We start from the raw sequence: 15,408 nt of genomic DNA, 5'->3' as shown, positions 1-15,408 counted from the left end.
GTTCGCTGCGGTACTGCAGAAGTGACTGCACTGAATCATGCGCTACTGCACTCTTTGGTGCCGCTCGACAACCGGGGTTACCGTTCCCGACGTGCGTAATCACATCGTGTGGGACTGGAACGGCACGCTCTTCCACGACATGGAGGCGGTGCTCGGCGCGAGCAACGCCGCGTTCGCGGCCGTCGGCATCGGCCCGATGACCCTGGAGGAGTACCGCGCGCAGTACGAGATCCCGATCCCCCGCTTCTACGAGCGGCTGCTCGGCCGGATGCCGTCCCAGGACGAGTGGGTGCTGCTGGACGACGCCTTCCACGACCGCTACCGCGAGCTGAGCCCGGCCTGCGGCCTGACCGAGGGCGTGCGCGAGCTGCTGGACGGCTGGCGGGAGGCCGGGCACAGCCAGTCCCTGCTGTCGATGTACGAGCACGCGAAGCTGGTGCCGCTGGTCGACGCCTTCGACCTGACCGGCCGGTTCCTGCGGGTGGACGGGCGCAGCGGCCCGTCCGGCGGCCAGAAGGCGGAGCAGCTGGCCCGGCACCTGGCCGCCCTCGGCGAGCGGGTGGACCCGGCCCGGACGGTGCTGATCGGGGACGCCGCGGACGACGCCATGGCGGCGCTGAGTGCGGGCGCGCACGCTGTGCTGTACACGGGCGGCTCGCACACCCGGGAGAAGCTGGAGCCGGTCGGCGTGCCGGTCGTGGACACCCTTGCCGAGGCGGTCGAGCTGGCCGGGCGGATCGCGGGCTGAGCTGCACGGGCTGAGCTGCACGGGTGAGCCGCACAGGCTGAGCTGCACGGATGCCGTGGGTGGACGTGGCGGGCGCCACGTCCGCCGCTCGCGTGTCTGAACGGGCGGATCCGCCGGGCGCTGGTCAGGCTGGACTGACACCAGCAGACACAGCCCGCAGCAGCCAGCAGGACGGAGCCGCCATGCCCATCGACGCACTCACCCAGGTGCCGACCCCGGTCAACGAGCCCGTGCGGTCGTACGCGCCGGGCAGTCCGGAGCGCGAGCGCCTGGTGCGGCGGCTGGACGAGCTGGCGGCCGAGCAGGTCGCGCTGCCGATGACCATCGGCGGCGAGCAGCGCTTCGGCGGCGGCGAGCGGATCGACGTCGTCCAACCGCACCACCACGCGGCCAAGCTGGGCGTGCTCGGCAACGCCACCCGGGAGGACGCCCGGGCGGCGGTGGACGCTGCGCTGGCCGCCGGGCGGCAGTGGCGCTCGCTCTCCTTCGACGACCGGGCGGCGGTCTTCCTGCGCGCCGCCGACCTGCTGGCCGGGCCCTGGCGGGAGACCCTCAACGCGGCGACCATGCTGGGCCAGTCCAAGACCGTGCAGCAGGCCGAGATCGACGCGGCCTGCGAGCTGATCGACTTCTGGCGGTTCAACGTCCACTTCGCCCGGCAGGTCCTGGCCGACCAGCCGATCTCCTCGCCGGGCGTGTGGAACCGCACCGACCACCGCCCACTGGAAGGTTTCGTCTACGCGATCACCCCGTTCAACTTCACCGCGATCGCCGGGAACCTGCCCACCGCCCCCGCGCTGATGGGCAACACCGTGGTCTGGAAGCCCGCACCGACCCAGACCCTGGCCGCCCACCACCTGATGCGGCTGCTGGAGGCGGCGGGCCTGCCGCCCGGGGTGATCAACCTGGTCACCGGCGACGGCCTCCAGGTGTCCCCGGTCGCGCTCACCGACCCGGCGCTGGCCGGGCTGCACTTCACCGGCTCCACCGCCACCTTCCAGTCGCTCTGGCAGACCGTCGGCGCCAACATCGGCGGCTACCGGACGTACCCGCGGATCGTCGGCGAGACCGGCGGCAAGGACTTCCTGCTCGCCCACCGCTCGGCCGACCCGGAGATCCTCAGGACCGCGCTGATCCGCGGCGCCTTCGAGTACCAGGGCCAGAAGTGCTCGGCGCTCTCCCGCGCCTACCTGCCGCGCAGCCTCTGGCAGAAGATCAAGGACGACTTCCTGGCCGAGGTGGACGCCCTGGCGGTCGGCGACGTCACCGACCTCTCGAACTTCATGGGCGCGCTCATCGACCGCCGGGCCTTCGAGAAGAACCGGGACGCCATCGAGCGGGCCAAGAACGACCCGACGATCGAGCTGGCGGCCGGCGGCCAGTACGACGACGCGATCGGCTGGTTCGTCCGGCCGACCGTGCTGGTGTCCTCCGACCACCGGGGCGAGATCTTCCGGACCGAGTACTTCGGCCCGATCCTCGCGATCCACGTCTACGAGGACGCCCGCTGGGAGGACGTGCTCGGCCGGGTCGACTCCGGCGCCCCGTACGGCCTCACGGGCTCGGTCGTCGCACAGGATCGTTACGCGATCGCCCAGGCCGTGGAGGAACTGCGTTTCACGGCCGGAAACTTCTACATCAACGACAAACCGACCGGCGCGGTGGTCGGCCAGCAGCCCTTCGGCGGCGGCCGGGCGTCCGGCACCAACGACAAGGCGGGCGCCGCGCAGAACCTGCTCCGCTGGACCTCGGCCCGTTCGATCAAGGAGACCTTCGTCCCGCCGACGCAGCACGGTTACCCGCATATGGGCTGATGGCGAACACCAGGCTCCGGATTGGACATGGTGTCCAGGACGGACCTTTCTTCCTGCAGGTTTGTGCCTACCTGTCCCTGTCCACCTTCGAATGATCCGGTTAGGCTGGGCGGCGTCGTCGGGTGGCTTCGCAGGCCGAATGACTCGTCCTACCCGCTGCGAAGGGTTTCATGCGTGCCATGAGGCTCTTTCAGTCGGATGGTGCGGCAGGATTGCAGGTGACCCGTCGGTGTACATCCACACACCAACCGAGTCACGCAACGGCGCGCGACAGGAGCCAAGAAGTCATGCAGACCAAGCTGGACGCAGCCAAGGCCGACCTGCTCAAGAAGGCAGCCGCTGCCGCTGAGAACAGCCAGGTGGGGGGAGCGGCGCCGGGGGAGGGTCTGAGCAACGGCGCTCTGACCGCGTACCTGCACCACTACTACCTCCACACCGCTCCCGAGGACGTGGTCGCCCGCGACACGGTCGACGTCTACGGCGCGGCAGCCTCCCACTACCGGCTGGGCCTCAAGCGCCCGCAGGGCACCGCCGAGGTGCGGGTGTACACCCCCTCGGTCGAGGAGAACGGCTGGTCCTGCGGCCACACCGTGGTCGAGGTCGTCACCGACGACATGCCCTTCCTGGTCGACTCCGTCACCAACGAGCTGTCCCGCCAGGACCGTGCGATCCACATCGTGATCCACCCCCAGCTGGTGGTCCGCCGCGACATCACCGGCAAGCTGCTGGAGATCCTGGACGTCGACGCCTGCGCCCGCAGCCAGGCCGCCGGCACCGAGTGGCCCGCCGACGCGACCGTCGAGTCGTGGATGCACATCGAGATCGACCGCGAGACCGACCGCGAGGACCTGCGCGGCATCGAGACCAACCTGCGCCGGGTGCTCGGCGACGTCCGCGAGGTCGTCGAGGACTGGGGCAAGATGCGCGACAGCGCGCTGCGCCTGGCCGACGAGCTGGCCGAGGAGCCCCCGGCCGGCCTGGCCGAGCAGGAGGTCGGCGAGGCCTGGGAGCTGATGCGCTGGCTCGCCGACGACCACTTCACCTTCCTCGGCTACCGCGAGTACGACCTGGTCGAGCACGAGGGCGAGGAGGTCCTGAAGGCCGTCGCCGGGACCGGCCTCGGCATCCTGCGCGCCGACCCGCGCAGCCACGACGACCGCCACCACTCGGTCAGCGAGGCCTTCGGCCGGCTCTCCGCGCCGGTCCGCGCCAAGGCCCACGAGAAGAAGCTGCTCGTCCTCACCAAGGCCAACAGCCGCGCCACCGTGCACCGCCCGGCCTACCTGGACTACGTCGGCGTGAAGAAGTTCAACGCCGCCGGCGAGCCCATCGGCGAGCGCCGCTTCCTCGGCCTGTTCTCCTCCGCCGCGTACACCGAGTCGGTCACCCGGATCCCGGTCGTGCGCCGCAAGGTCCAGGCCGTCCTGGAAAGCTCCGGCTTCTCCAGCGAGAGCCACGACGGCCGCGACCTGCTGCAGATCATGGAGACCTTCCCCCGGGACGAGATCTTCCAGACCTCGGCCTCCGAGCTCCTCTCCATCGCCACCAGCGTGCTGTACCTGCAGGAGCGCCGTAAGCTCCGCCTGTTCCTGCGCCAGGACGAGTACGGGCGCTACTACTCGGCGTTCATCTACCTGCCGCGCGACCGGTACACCACCCGGATCCGGCTGCTGCTCACCGACATCCTCAAGGAAGAGCTGAACGGCGACGCCATCGACTACACGGTGTACGCCACCGAGTCGGTGCTGACCCGCCTGCACTTCGTGGTCCGGGTCGCCCCCGGCACCGAGCTGCCGCAGCTCACCGACACCGACATCGAGCGGATCGAGAACCGCCTGGCCGAGGCCGCCCGGTTCTGGATGGACGGCTTCCACGACCAGCTGCACACCGAGCTGGGCGAGGAGAAGGCCGCCGAGCTCGGCCACAAGTACGCCAACGCCTTCCCCGACGGCTACCGCGCCGACTTCCCGCCGCGCACCGCCGTCTCCGACCTCAAGCAGATCGAGTCGCTGCACGGCGAGGGCGACTTCCGCCTCAACCTGTACCAGCCGGTCGGCGCCGGCGACGACGAGCGCCGCTTCAAGATCTACCGGGTCGGCGGCCCGATCTCGCTCACCGAGGTCCTGCCGGTGCTCCAGCGCCTGGGCGTCGAGGTGCTGGACGAGCACCCGTACGCGCTGCGCCGCTCCGACGGCACCACCGCGTGGGTGTACGACTTCGGCCTGCGGCTGCGCGAGGCCACCGGGCTCACCGACGAGGCGCGCGAGCGCTTCCAGGAGACCTTCGCCGCCACCTGGACCGGCAAGGCCGAGAACGACGGCTTCAACGAGCTGGTGCTCACTGCCGGGCTGGGCTGGCGGCAGGCGATGATGCTGCGCGCGTACGCCAAGTACCTGCGCCAGGCGGGCTCCACGTTCTCCCAGGACTACATGGAGGACGCGCTCCGCAACAACACCCACACCACCCGCCTGCTGGTCAACCTGTTCGAGGCCCGGCTCAGCCCGAGCCACCGTTCGGGCGCCCTGGAGCTGACCGAGGGCATCCTGGAGGAGCTGTCCGGCGCGCTCGACGAGGTCGTCTCGCTGGACGAGGACCGCATCCTGCGCTCCTTCCTGCACCTCATCAAGGCCACCCTGCGGACCAACTTCTTCCAGCACGACGGCGTCGGCGTGTGGCACTCCTACGTGTCGATGAAGTTCGACCCGAAGGCCATCCCGGACCTGCCGGCCCCGCGCCCGGCGTTCGAGATCTGGGTCTACTCGCCGCAGGTCGAGGGCGTGCACCTGCGCTTCGGCAAGGTCGCCCGCGGCGGTCTGCGCTGGTCCGACCGGCGTGAGGACTTCCGCACCGAGATCCTCGGCCTGGTCAAGGCGCAGATGGTGAAGAACACCGTCATCGTGCCGGTCGGCGCCAAGGGCGGCTTCGTCGCCAAGCAGCTGCCGGACCCGTCGGTGGACCGCGACGCCTGGCTGGCCGAGGGCGTCTCCTCGTACAAGACCTTCATCTCGGCGCTGCTGGACATCACCGACAACCTGGTCGGCGGCGAGGTCGTCCACCCGGCCGACGTGGTCCGCCACGACGAGGACGACACCTACCTGGTCGTCGCCGCCGACAAGGGCACCGCGACCTTCTCCGACATCGCCAACGGCGTCGCCGAGTCGTACGGCTTCTGGCTGGGCGACGCGTTCGCCTCGGGCGGCTCGGCCGGCTACGACCACAAGGGCATGGGCATCACCGCCCGCGGCGCCTGGGAGTCGGTCAAGCGCAACTTCCGCGAGCTCGGCGTCGACACCCAGACCGAGGACTTCACCGTCATCGGCATCGGCGACATGTCCGGCGACGTCTTCGGCAACGGCATGCTGCTCAGCGAGCACATCCGGCTGGTCGCCGCCTTCGACCACCGCCACATCTTCCTCGACCCGAACCCGGACGCGGCCGTCTCGTACGCCGAGCGCCGCCGCCTCTTCGCGCTGCCGCGCAGCTCCTGGGACGACTACGACAAGTCGCTGATCTCGGCCGGCGGCGGGGTCTTCCCGCGCAGCGCCAAGTCGATCCAGCTCAGCGCGCACGTCCGGACCGCCCTCGGCATCCAGGACTCCCGGCTCACCCCGGCCGAGCTGATGAAGGCGATCCTGCAGGCGCCGGTCGACCTGTTCTGGAACGGCGGCATCGGCACCTACGTCAAGGCCTCGGCCGAGACCAATGCCGAGGTCGGCGACAAGGCCAACGACGCCATCCGCGTCAACGGCGAGCAGGTCCGGGCCCGGGTCATCGGCGAGGGCGGCAACCTCGGCTGCACCCAGCTCGGCCGGATCGAGTACGCGGCGGTCGGCGGCCCGGAGGCCACCGGCGGCTGGATCAACACCGACGCGATCGACAACTCCGCCGGTGTGGACACCTCGGACCACGAGGTCAACATCAAGATCCTGCTCAACCGGGTGGTCGCCGAGGGCGACATGACGGTCAAGCAGCGCAACGCCCTGCTGGCCGAGATGACCGACGAGGTCGGCCACCTGGTGCTGCGCAACAACTACGCGCAGAACGTGGTCCTGGCCAACGCCGTCGCCCAGGCGCACAGCATGGTCAACGTCCACGCGCGGATGATCAACCGCTTCGAGGCGGCCGGCCAGCTCGACCGGGGCCTGGAGTTCCTGCCCGCCGAGCGCCAGATCCGCGAGCGCCAGCAGAACGCCCGCGGCCTCTCGCAGCCCGAGATGTCCGTCCTGCTCGCGTACACCAAGATCACGCTGGCCGACGAGCTGCTCGCCACCGACCTGCCCGACGACCCGTACTTCCGCACCGCGCTGCACGAGTACTTCCCGAGCGCGCTGCGGACCCGGTTCGCCGACGCGATCGACAGCCACGCGCTGCGCCGCGAGATCATCACCACGCTGATCGTCAACGACACGATCAACCGCGGTGGCTGCACCTTCGCCTTCCGCCTGAAGGAGGAGACCGGCGCGACCTACGAGGAGATCGCCCGGACGCACACCGCCGCGCGGGCCGTGTTCGGCCTGGAGGAGATCTGGGCCGAGATCGAGGGCCTGGACAACCAGGTCCCGGCCCGGGGCCAGACCAAGATGCGGCTGCACTCGCGGCGTCTGGTCGAGCGCGCCACCCGGTGGATGCTCAACAACCGCCGCCAGCCGCTCGACATCGCCGGCACCATCGAGTTCTTCCACGACCGGGTCAACCAGGTCTGGGGCTCGCTGCCCAAGCCGCTGCGCGGCGAGGACCAGGTTTGGTTCGAGTCGGTGTACAACGAGCTCGCCGCGGCCGGCGTGCCGGAGGAGCTGGCCACCCGGATCGCGGGCCTGTCCTCGGTCTTCCCGACCCTGGACATCACCGAGGTCGCGGACCGCTCCGGCAAGGACGTCGCGGACGTCGCCGAGCTCTACTACGACCTGGGCGACCGGCTCCAGATCTCCCACCTGCTCGACCGCATCATCGAGCTGCCCCGGACCGACCGCTGGTCGTCGATGGCCCGGGCCGCGATCCGCGAGGACCTCTTCGCGGCCCACGCGGCGCTGACCGCCGACGTCCTCGTCTGCGGCCCCGAGGGCGCCACCCCGGAGGAGCGCTACACCGCCTGGGCGGAGCTCAACGCCACGCTGCTGAACCGCGCCAAGAGCACCCTCGACGACATAAGGGGTTCGGACAACTACGAGCTGTCCAGCCTCTCGGTCGCGATGCGCGTCATCCGCACGCTCCTGCGCACGGGGTCGATGCGCTGACGGTCGGCTGAGCCGGCACCGGCGGGCCCGCGTCCTCCTCGGACGCGGGCCCGCCGCTTTGCGTGTCCGGGTGGATGCCGGCGGCGCTATCGTTGGCGTGAGTGACCAGTGGAGGAGTTCGGATGGCCACCGCACCTGACTACAGCGACCTCTTCGAGATCATCGAGCATCTGGAGCCCGACCAGGTCGAGGAACTCCGTCGGCATGCTCTGCGCCTGGTGAAGGACACCCCACCCAGTCGCTTCCGGGTCCTCCGCACGTTCGACGGGCCGGAGACTGACCTGGGGGCGCGGGCGAAGGACATCCTCCGGGAGGAGTTTGGCCGTTCCGACGCTGATCGTTGACACCGGCCCGATCGTGGCCCTGCTCAACCGCCGCGATCCCGATCACGGTCGGTGCGCGAAGCTGCTGGAATCCCACGTTGGGGAGCTGCTGCTCACCCCGTACGTCCTAACCGAGGCCTGCTATCTCCTGGCAACACGAGTGAGCCCCGACGCCGAGAGCAACCTCGTGGAGGCGGTGGCCGCCGGGGAGTTCGTTCAGACCCAGGCGGACGAGGCCGATCTCTTGAGGACAGCCGAGCTCATGCGCCGATACCGCGGATTTCGCTGGGAGTGGCCGACGCGTCGGTCGTGGCGCTGGCAGAGCGACATCGGGTCGAATGCATCGCGACGCTCGATCAGCGTCATTTCCGTGCCATCACCCCTGTGCACACGGCGGCCTTCACGCTGCTGCCGTAGTCGGCAGACCGGTGGACGAGGCGGGCCCGCGTCCTCTTCGGACGCGGGCCCGCCGCTTTGCGTCGCTCAGGTGCCGAGGGCGCCGACGAGGGGACCGCGCCCGCGCAGGGCCGCGCGGGCGCGGGCGGCGCCGTCGGGGGTGGCGGCGGCGCCGGTGCCGACCGCGACGGTTCTGGTGCCGAGGCCCGCGCAGGGGCGGCAGATCCCGGGTTCGGGCACTGGGTCGTGGCATCGGCCGCACTCGGCATAGGAGGCTGGTGGGGGCGCCGATCGTTCGGGCGGCATTTTGCGTTGCAGACGATCGCGGAGGATCGCCGCAGGGGAGTGCATGGGCGAGGGCAGGCCAGGAAGCAGGGCGTGGGCCAACTCGGCTGCGGTGCTTCCGCGTTCCAGCCATTGGGCGACGAGGGGCGCGAGCGTCTGCGCCTCGGCCGCGCCGAGGCGCAGACGCGGTTCGGGGCGGATCGCCCGGAAGAGCGCCGCTACCGCTGCCCGAGTCTGTTCGTCCGGGAGGGTGGGTTCTTCTTCCGGGTTCTTTACGGGAGGGGTGACAGCGCGGCCGGTGCCTCGTTCACCGGCGGCCGGACGGGGGACAGCCGGTGCAAGCTGAGGCGTGTCGAAGATGTGGGCCTCGGAGCGGACCGTGCCGTTGGGCAGCCGGACCTTGTCGACGCGGTAGTACCCGGCGTCCTTCAGCTCCTTGAGCGCGCGGCGGAGGGCGCCGCGCCCCTGCGGACTGGTGTCGGCCATCTGCCGGCCGTCCTCGCGCCAGCCGTCAGGGCGGGAGAGAAGGTCGACGAGGAGGCCTCGGGCGGTGTAACTGAGGCGACGGTCCTGCAACAGGCCGTTCGGAAGGACGGTAAAAGAGCGCGCGTGGGCGCTACGATGAATCTGCATTGGGAGAGCTAGCTCCTGGTGCCCGACCCCGGGGTGTTCCACCACCGCCGGGGTCTTCTATGTTCTGTTGACAATGCGGAAAGTAGCACATCCGCTACGCGGAGTGCGAAGCGTTCGCGAAATCCGCATCCGGAAGGGCCGGTTGAGGGCGGGGCCCTGGTGCACTACGGCCCCGCCCTCGATATCGGGGTCACGGGGTGCACTCGCACCAGACGATCTTGCCGATGCCGCCGGGGCGCGGCTCGTGGCCCCACCTGGTGGGGAGGGCGCTTACGAGGAGCAGCCCGCGCCCGCACCCGGCCAGGCAGTCCGACTGCTGGAGGATGGGCGGTCGGAGAACGGTGCCGATTGCTCTCCCGGAGCCATGTAGGCAGACCGCCACCTCAGCTCTCCGTCAAGCAGGCGAGCCGCGCACGTAGCGGTCCCTCCAGTTCGAGGTTGTCGCCTCGGGCTACTGTCTGCAGCAGCTCGGTGATGACCACGAGCTCCGCGAATCTCCCGGAGGAGGTGTCAAGGATGTGGCCGAGCCACCGTCGGACCTCAGTGGCGGTGTCGGGCACAAGGAGGCTGTAGGCGTGGAGGAGCGCCGCGTCGTAGCCGGCAGGCGCGACGCCCCAGCCTTCCCAGTCGAGCACCGTGAGGGTCGGGCCGGTGAGATTGGCCCAGTGCAAGTCACCGTGAGCCGTCGTCCAGGCAGGCACCTTGGTCTCGATCGGGATGCCCAGGTACTGCGGCATGCCACGGTCCAGGTATTCCTGCCGGACCGCCACCCGGTGGCTGGGGACGGCGGCAATGGCATCGAGGGCGGTGCTGAGTCCGTCCCACCAGGCATCGTCCAGGTCGGGCGCTTCCCGGAGGATCGGCTCGTGGGTGGTGATGGTGGGGACGGTGATCTTGTCGTACATCTCTGCCAGGTAGCCGTGCTCGCCCTCGGTTCAGGTGCGCCGCTCCCGCAGGCGCGGCCTGGGCACCGCAGGAGGCATGAGCCGTTCTGCCTCCTGCGGTCCCTCCCAGAGCTTTCCGCCGGCCTTGTCGGCCGGGGCGGACACCAGGCGGAGCCAGCCCTCGCCAGACGCTGTGGCGACCGGGCGGCTGAGAGTACGTCCGCGCCAGCCCCACGCTTCGCGGGAGCCGATCGGCGTCGCGCAGAGCGCCAACGCTGCTGCGGCGTGCATCTCGCGCATCCGCCTGGCGGTGTCCGGCTCAGGTTCCGAGTACATCAACGACCCTTCGCAGTACGTTCGGAGACAACGGCGGCTGGCCGACGGCTTCGGCGGCCTGCCCCCAGTGTTCCGGGTTCCCCGTCGACAGGAGCACGCGCTTCACCCCTGGGGCTGAAGCAACGACGGCGAGGGCGGCCTCGGCAGGCCTCTTGTCAGGGTCGATCAGCTCGGACAGTTCCGGGGTCACCATGCCGGGGATCTCGCCCCCGTGGAGCGGGGCGGAGGCGAACACCTCCAGTCCCGCATCCAGGGCATCAGCCAGCGGGCCATGTCCGTCGAGAGCCTGGGCAACAGGCGCAAGGTGGACGAGGGAGACCGGGAGCTGGATGGCCCGCAGGTGATGGTTCTGGCCGCCGGCCTTGGCCGCGAGTTCGACCAGCGCCGGGACGTCAAAGAGGCCGCTGCTGAAGCCACGCCAGGTCGCCACCCCGTAGGCGCTGATGATCTGTTGACTGCACGCCTCCTCCAGTGCCAGGAAGGCGGTGTGGAGCCGGTCGGTGATCTCGCGTTCCGGGTAGCCGTGTTCGGGGTTGTGCACAAACACCAGATCGGGCACCCGGCCGAGCACGCGCCTGCTACGAGCGAGCTGCCAGGCGATGCAGTCCGGGGCGAGGCAGTGCCCGCGTTCGGCGTCCGCTGTGGCCAGGGCGCCGGTCCTCATGCCGATGTGCCTGGCGCTGGCCGGGACGAAGCCCACCTTCGTGGAAACGCGCAGATCCGGGTAGGCGGCCAGAACCGGGGCGAGCGAGGTCTCCGCCTGGCCCCGTTCGTAGTTGGGCGCGGTGTCCACCCAGTCGAGACCTCGGGAGGCGGCCATCAGCGCCGCCTGGGCGACATCGAGGCAGCGGTAAGTGCCGAGGCCCAGCCGGGCCGTCATCGTGCACCGCCGATCGCGGCGGCCTGGCCGTCGACCAGCTCCGTCACGACACCGGCAGCCTGCGCGAGGGTGATGCCTGCGGCCTGCGCGAGATCGGCCAGCCGGTGAGGTTCCCCGTCGGCGAGGAGCGCGAGCATCGGCTCGGCCTTGGCGGCAAACGTCCACTCCTCGCCGCCGGCGGTCAGCCGGACGGTGCCGTCGGGCGCGGCCGCGAGCGCGGGCCGCGTGGTGACCAGGCGCACCTGCAGGTCGGCATCCGGTGGGGCCGCCGTGATATAGGGCAGCGACGGCGCTAGCCGGGCTCGCTCGGTGGCGTCGCGAGCGGAGGAGAAGCGGGCGATCAGGTCGTTGCTCTCCAGCTCGGCCGCGAGGAGCTTGCCGATCGTGTCGAGGAAGGCGCGCTGCTCCTCGGCGGCCGCGAAGCGCGGGATGTCCGCCCGGACGGCCTCGTGGGCGCGCAGCATCTCCGACAGCCAGGTGATCAGATCGGCGCCCGTCGTGCTCTGCAGCCCGCACGTGACGTGCAGCGAGTGTTCGCCCTCGGAGGCGGCGACGGCGTGCCACCAGCCCTGAGGCAGACAGAGCACATCGCCGGCGGTGAGGACCAGATCGGCGACGGGCTCTTCGGGCGGCGGCTCGGGCGTGTCGACGTCGCGGTGCATCGGCACTGTGCGGGTGGGGCCGTAGATGCGCCAGCGCTTCGCGCCGTCGAGCTGGACGACGACCACGTCGTGATCGTCCCAGTGGACGCCGAAGCCCTCGATGCCGGTCCAGGAGGCATACAGGTTGGCCTGCATGCCGGTTCGCAGCCGGCGCTCCAGCTGGCCGACCAGAGCACCGATGCTGGGGTGGAGTTCGTCGACGGCGTCCAGGACCAGCGTGGCACCCTCGGCGAGACGCCTGTGCAACTCGGAGGGCTGGAGCCGGTGCCAGACGGTGCTGCGCCGGGTGGTGATCGGCCGGGAGTACGTGTGCGCGGGCAGCTGCTCCCCGTTGGTGGCGAGTCGGAAGCGAGGGGGTTCGAACCGGTGGTTGGTCAGGATGGCGTTGAGGTCATCCCAGCTCATCAGTCCGGCGAGTGACGCGGCTTCGCCGCGTGCGACCTTGAAGCTGCGGCCGAGCGTCTGGGCGAGGAAGTCATCCCCGCCCAGACGCTCAACCACCGAGAGGTACTCGGCGGTCATCGTGATGCAGCCGTCAGTCGTTGGTGTCGGTACGGCCGGTGGAGCCGCCGTCCGACCCCTGCTCGCCGCGCGAGCGGGCCGCGGTGACCTTCGCACGGGCGACCAGCAGACCGTCGCCCTCCAGCTCGGTGCTGCTCGTCAGGTTCTCGGGCATGAATACTCCTTCGGAATCAAGGGGCGGGCCGATTGCCCAGCCCCGTGGTGGGTGCAGCGATGGATCCGTTGCCAGGGCAAGCCGCGGCAAGGAACCTCAGGTGGTCACCGGGACGAGGTCGGCAGCGGGCCGATTCGCGCCGGGATTCACCCGGCAGGTACCTAGAGAACCGCCTCCAACGCCGGTGAACCAGAGCAGAATTGATGCGGCGATGAGGCATCCGTGCTGCAAACCTGGGCATGACCTGGCCTGTTCTGGCTACAGACGAACTGACGTACCTCTGGAGGACGCGGGATGGCATCCAGGAGGTCCCGGCTGATCCAGCGCAGGGAGGCTGTTGGCCACACCCAGGAGTCACTGGCTGATGCCCTCGATGTGGACCGTACGACTGTGGGGCGGTGGGAGAGCGGTAGGGGTACCCCGCAGCCCTGGATGCGGCCGAAGCTCGCCCGCGCCCTGGAACTCTCGGTCGACCAGTTGGCCGACCTGCTGGCAGCATCCCCCGCAGGCGTCGAAGCAGTTCCACCGCCCAGCCGCGTCGGCGATGCCTCACCTCCTGTGCCTGCCCGGCGCCCGGACCACGACAACGATCTCGTAGTGGCCGTGGCAGCTGACTCGGCGGAGTCCGCGCTCTTCCTTCGCTTCGCGAGTGCGTCCAACGTGGACGTCACGCTGCTGGAACAGATCGACGCGGACATCGCGAGGCTGGCAGGGGACTACGTGAGCAAGCCGGTGTCCGAGCTCTTCCACGACATCGGAACACTCCGGCGAGGAGTGTTCGGCTTACTCCGAGGTCGCCAACACCCCTACCAGACGAGCCATCTCTACCTGCAGGCCGGACGCCTCTGCGGCCTGGCCACCCATGTCGCCCTCGACCTTGGCCAGTACACCGCTGCGGCTACCCACTCGCGAACAGCCTGGCGCTGTGCAGAGTCAGCCGGCCACAACGGCCTTCGGGCCTGGATCCGATCCGTCCAGTCCCTGATCGCCTACTGGCAGCAGGACCACCGCCAGGCCGCCGAGCTGGCCAGAGCCGGACTGCCGTACGCGGACAGCGGGACGATCGCAGCCCGCCTGCTCAGCCTCGAAGCACGGGCCACCGCCGGGCTCGGCGACAGCGCGAGCGCGCTCCGAGCCGCGGAGGCAGCCGAGGCAGCACGGAGCACAGTAGTCGCCGTGGATCTTCCCGGCGTTTTCACGTTCCCCGAGGCCAAGCAGTGGACCTATGCCGGCACCGCCCTCCTTGCCCTGGGCAGCCAGCCTCACGTGAACCGCGCCATCGAGGCATCTTCCAGGGCCATTGCCATGTACGAGGCCGCACCGCAGCAGGAGCAGTCCTCCGGCGACCTGCTGGCCGCCCGCCTTGACCTCGCCAACGCCCATCTCGCCCACGGCGACCTCGACGGCGTGCAGGAGAAGCTCTCGGTTGTGCTGGACGCCGCACCGGACCGGCGAACAGCGAGCATCTCCACCCGCCTTCGGGCACTGAGCACTCGTCTCGCCGAGCCCGCCTATGCAGGCTCCCCGCTCGTCCTGAGTCTCCGTGAGAATGTCAGAGAAGCCTGCTCTCGACCCGCACTCACGAACCCTCCGGAGCTGCCCCAGTGACGAGCAACACCGCGCACCAGGACGCCGCAGTCGCCGACAGGATGATCCTCGCGAACGCCGCCTACGCCGACGGACGCCACCTGGCCGCCCGCCAGTCGATCTACCAGTGGCAGCGGCCGCAGTACGACCTGCCCGGGATCGTCGTTGATGAGCTGGCCGCCACCAGCGGTACCGTGCTCGACATCGGCTGCGGCAACGGCAAGTTTGTCGGTCGCCTGCACCACGACCGCCCGGACCTTCAGATCGTCGGGACGGACATCTCGGCGGGCATCCTCGCCGACATCGAAAAGCCAGTCCTGGTGGCCGACGCCCAGGCACTGCCCTTCGCCGACGACAGCGCCGACGCCGTCTTGGCCCTGCACATGCTGTACCACGTCAGCGACATCGAGACCACGATCAAGGAACTGGCCCGCGTCCTCCGGCCCGGCGGTGTGCTCATCGCCTCGACCAACAGCGACACCGACAAACAGGAGCTGGATCGGCTCTGGGCCAGGGCCGCAGGAGACGTCCTCGGGATTCCCGAGGGGCCGGCACGGGTCTCCCTCAGCTCCCGCTTCTCCCTGGAGAAGGCCCCCGGCTACCTCGGGACAGCGTTCAAGGACATCCGGGTGTGGGAACTGCCCGGCACCATAGAGATCACCGACCCTGCGCCGATCGTTGCCCACCTGGCCTCCTACGAGGCGTGGGTCGACCAATGCGGTGTCCCGTTCCACGAGACCGTCAGCCGGGCGGCCGAGATCGCTGCCGCCACGATCGCGACCGAGGGGTCGTTCAAGATCACATGCCTTGGCGGCATCTTGATCTGTCACCCCTGACAGGAGAGGACCGGCCCGCTACACCAGGCCGCAGGGTGTGATCAAAGACCGCTCGCCTGAATCGACGCTCCTAGCGCCTCGTCTGTGGAATCGTTTCGTCATGTCATGTGCCGG

At 69.9% G+C, this 15,408-nt stretch carries 13 protein-coding genes and 1 pseudogene; 8 read left to right on the top strand and 6 right to left on the bottom strand.

Annotated features, from left to right (window positions below):
- Positions 1-91 precede the first annotated feature (91 nt).
- From KV557_RS31910 to KV557_RS43290, 6 genes and pseudogenes are all read left to right on the top strand, one after another.
- Positions 92-748, top strand: coding sequence for an HAD family hydrolase (locus KV557_RS31910; protein WP_308130173.1), 657 nt, complete (start codon positions 92-94; stop codon positions 746-748).
- A gap of 188 nt (positions 749-936) precedes the next feature.
- A complete protein-coding gene (pruA, locus tag KV557_RS31905) occupies positions 937-2,562 on the top strand; it encodes an L-glutamate gamma-semialdehyde dehydrogenase (protein ID WP_218205052.1) in 1,626 nt (541 codons plus the stop codon).
- 287 nt (positions 2,563-2,849) lie between these two features.
- Positions 2,850-7,796, top strand: coding sequence for an NAD-glutamate dehydrogenase (locus KV557_RS31900; RefSeq protein ID WP_218205036.1), 4,947 nt, complete (start codon positions 2,850-2,852; stop codon positions 7,794-7,796).
- 122 nt (positions 7,797-7,918) lie between these two features.
- Complete coding sequence (locus tag KV557_RS31895) at positions 7,919-8,140, top strand: hypothetical protein (protein WP_218205035.1); 222 nt, start codon at positions 7,919-7,921, stop codon at positions 8,138-8,140.
- Positions 8,141-8,153: 13 nt separating this feature from the next.
- Positions 8,154-8,336 (top strand): annotated as a pseudogene (locus KV557_RS44990) (type II toxin-antitoxin system VapC family toxin); the annotation flags it as partial.
- A 74-nt stretch (positions 8,337-8,410) separates the two neighbouring features.
- Complete coding sequence (locus KV557_RS43290) at positions 8,411-8,536, top strand: hypothetical protein (protein ID WP_256178265.1); 126 nt, start codon at positions 8,411-8,413, stop codon at positions 8,534-8,536.
- A 66-nt stretch (positions 8,537-8,602) separates the two neighbouring features.
- Here the strand turns inward: KV557_RS43290 and KV557_RS31890 are convergent, their stop codons facing one another.
- The 6 genes from KV557_RS31890 to KV557_RS31870 form a co-directional block, all read right to left on the bottom strand.
- On the bottom strand, positions 8,603-9,286 hold the full coding sequence (locus KV557_RS31890; protein WP_256178264.1) for a hypothetical protein: 684 nt from the start codon (positions 9,284-9,286) through the stop codon (positions 8,603-8,605).
- 530 nt (positions 9,287-9,816) lie between these two features.
- Positions 9,817-10,338 carry a hypothetical protein gene (locus KV557_RS43285; protein ID WP_256178263.1) on the bottom strand — a complete coding sequence of 174 codons (522 nt, stop codon included), beginning with the start codon at positions 10,336-10,338 and terminating at the stop codon, positions 9,817-9,819.
- Positions 10,339-10,368: 30 nt separating this feature from the next.
- Complete coding sequence (locus tag KV557_RS43280; RefSeq protein ID WP_256178262.1) at positions 10,369-10,653, bottom strand: hypothetical protein; 285 nt, start codon at positions 10,651-10,653, stop codon at positions 10,369-10,371.
- Positions 10,637-11,533, bottom strand: a complete 897-nt coding sequence (locus tag KV557_RS31880) for an aldo/keto reductase (RefSeq protein ID WP_218205033.1) — start codon at positions 11,531-11,533, stop codon at positions 10,637-10,639. Before KV557_RS31880 ends, KV557_RS43280 begins: the two co-directional genes overlap by 17 nt.
- Positions 11,530-12,717 carry a cupin domain-containing protein gene (locus KV557_RS31875; protein ID WP_218205032.1) on the bottom strand — a complete coding sequence of 396 codons (1,188 nt, stop codon included), beginning with the start codon at positions 12,715-12,717 and terminating at the stop codon, positions 11,530-11,532. Before KV557_RS31875 ends, KV557_RS31880 begins: the two co-directional genes overlap by 4 nt.
- 13 nt (positions 12,718-12,730) lie before the next feature.
- Positions 12,731-12,871, bottom strand: a complete 141-nt coding sequence (locus KV557_RS31870) for a hypothetical protein (protein ID WP_218205031.1) — start codon at positions 12,869-12,871, stop codon at positions 12,731-12,733.
- A gap of 294 nt (positions 12,872-13,165) precedes the next feature.
- Here KV557_RS31870 and KV557_RS31865 point away from each other — a divergent pair, with 294 nt between their 5' ends.
- Together KV557_RS31865 and KV557_RS31860 are read left to right on the top strand one after the other, a co-directional pair.
- Positions 13,166-14,479, top strand: coding sequence for a helix-turn-helix transcriptional regulator (locus KV557_RS31865; RefSeq protein WP_218205030.1), 1,314 nt, complete (start codon positions 13,166-13,168; stop codon positions 14,477-14,479).
- Entirely contained in the window at positions 14,476-15,294 is an 819-nt protein-coding gene (locus KV557_RS31860; protein ID WP_308130172.1) for a class I SAM-dependent methyltransferase, read from the top strand. Before KV557_RS31865 ends, KV557_RS31860 begins: the two co-directional genes overlap by 4 nt.
- Positions 15,295-15,408: the final 114 nt, after the last annotated feature.

The sequence above is a fragment of the Kitasatospora aureofaciens genome, assembly GCF_019192735.1.
GTDB classification, from domain to species: domain Bacteria; phylum Actinomycetota; class Actinomycetes; order Streptomycetales; family Streptomycetaceae; genus Kitasatospora; species Kitasatospora aureofaciens_A.
This window is presented reverse-complemented; position numbering and strand designations above follow the sequence as displayed.

Coding starts and splice junctions, on each gene's coding strand:
- KV557_RS31895 (WP_218205035.1), top strand. CDS start 7,919: ATGGCCACCGCACCTGACTACAGCGACCTCTTCGAGATCATCGAGCAT.
- KV557_RS43280 (WP_256178262.1), bottom strand. CDS start 10,653: ATGTACTCGGAACCTGAGCCGGACACCGCCAGGCGGATGCGCGAGATG.
- KV557_RS31870 (WP_218205031.1), bottom strand. CDS start 12,871: ATGCCCGAGAACCTGACGAGCAGCACCGAGCTGGAGGGCGACGGTCTG.
- KV557_RS31880 (WP_218205033.1), bottom strand. CDS start 11,533: ATGACGGCCCGGCTGGGCCTCGGCACTTACCGCTGCCTCGATGTCGCC.
- KV557_RS31890 (WP_256178264.1), bottom strand. CDS start 9,286: ATGGCCGACACCAGTCCGCAGGGGCGCGGCGCCCTCCGCCGCGCGCTC.
- KV557_RS31865 (WP_218205030.1), top strand. CDS start 13,166: ATGGCATCCAGGAGGTCCCGGCTGATCCAGCGCAGGGAGGCTGTTGGC.
- KV557_RS43285 (WP_256178263.1), bottom strand. CDS start 10,338: ATGTACGACAAGATCACCGTCCCCACCATCACCACCCACGAGCCGATC.
- KV557_RS31900 (WP_218205036.1), top strand. CDS start 2,850: ATGCAGACCAAGCTGGACGCAGCCAAGGCCGACCTGCTCAAGAAGGCA.
- KV557_RS31875 (WP_218205032.1), bottom strand. CDS start 12,717: ATGACCGCCGAGTACCTCTCGGTGGTTGAGCGTCTGGGCGGGGATGAC.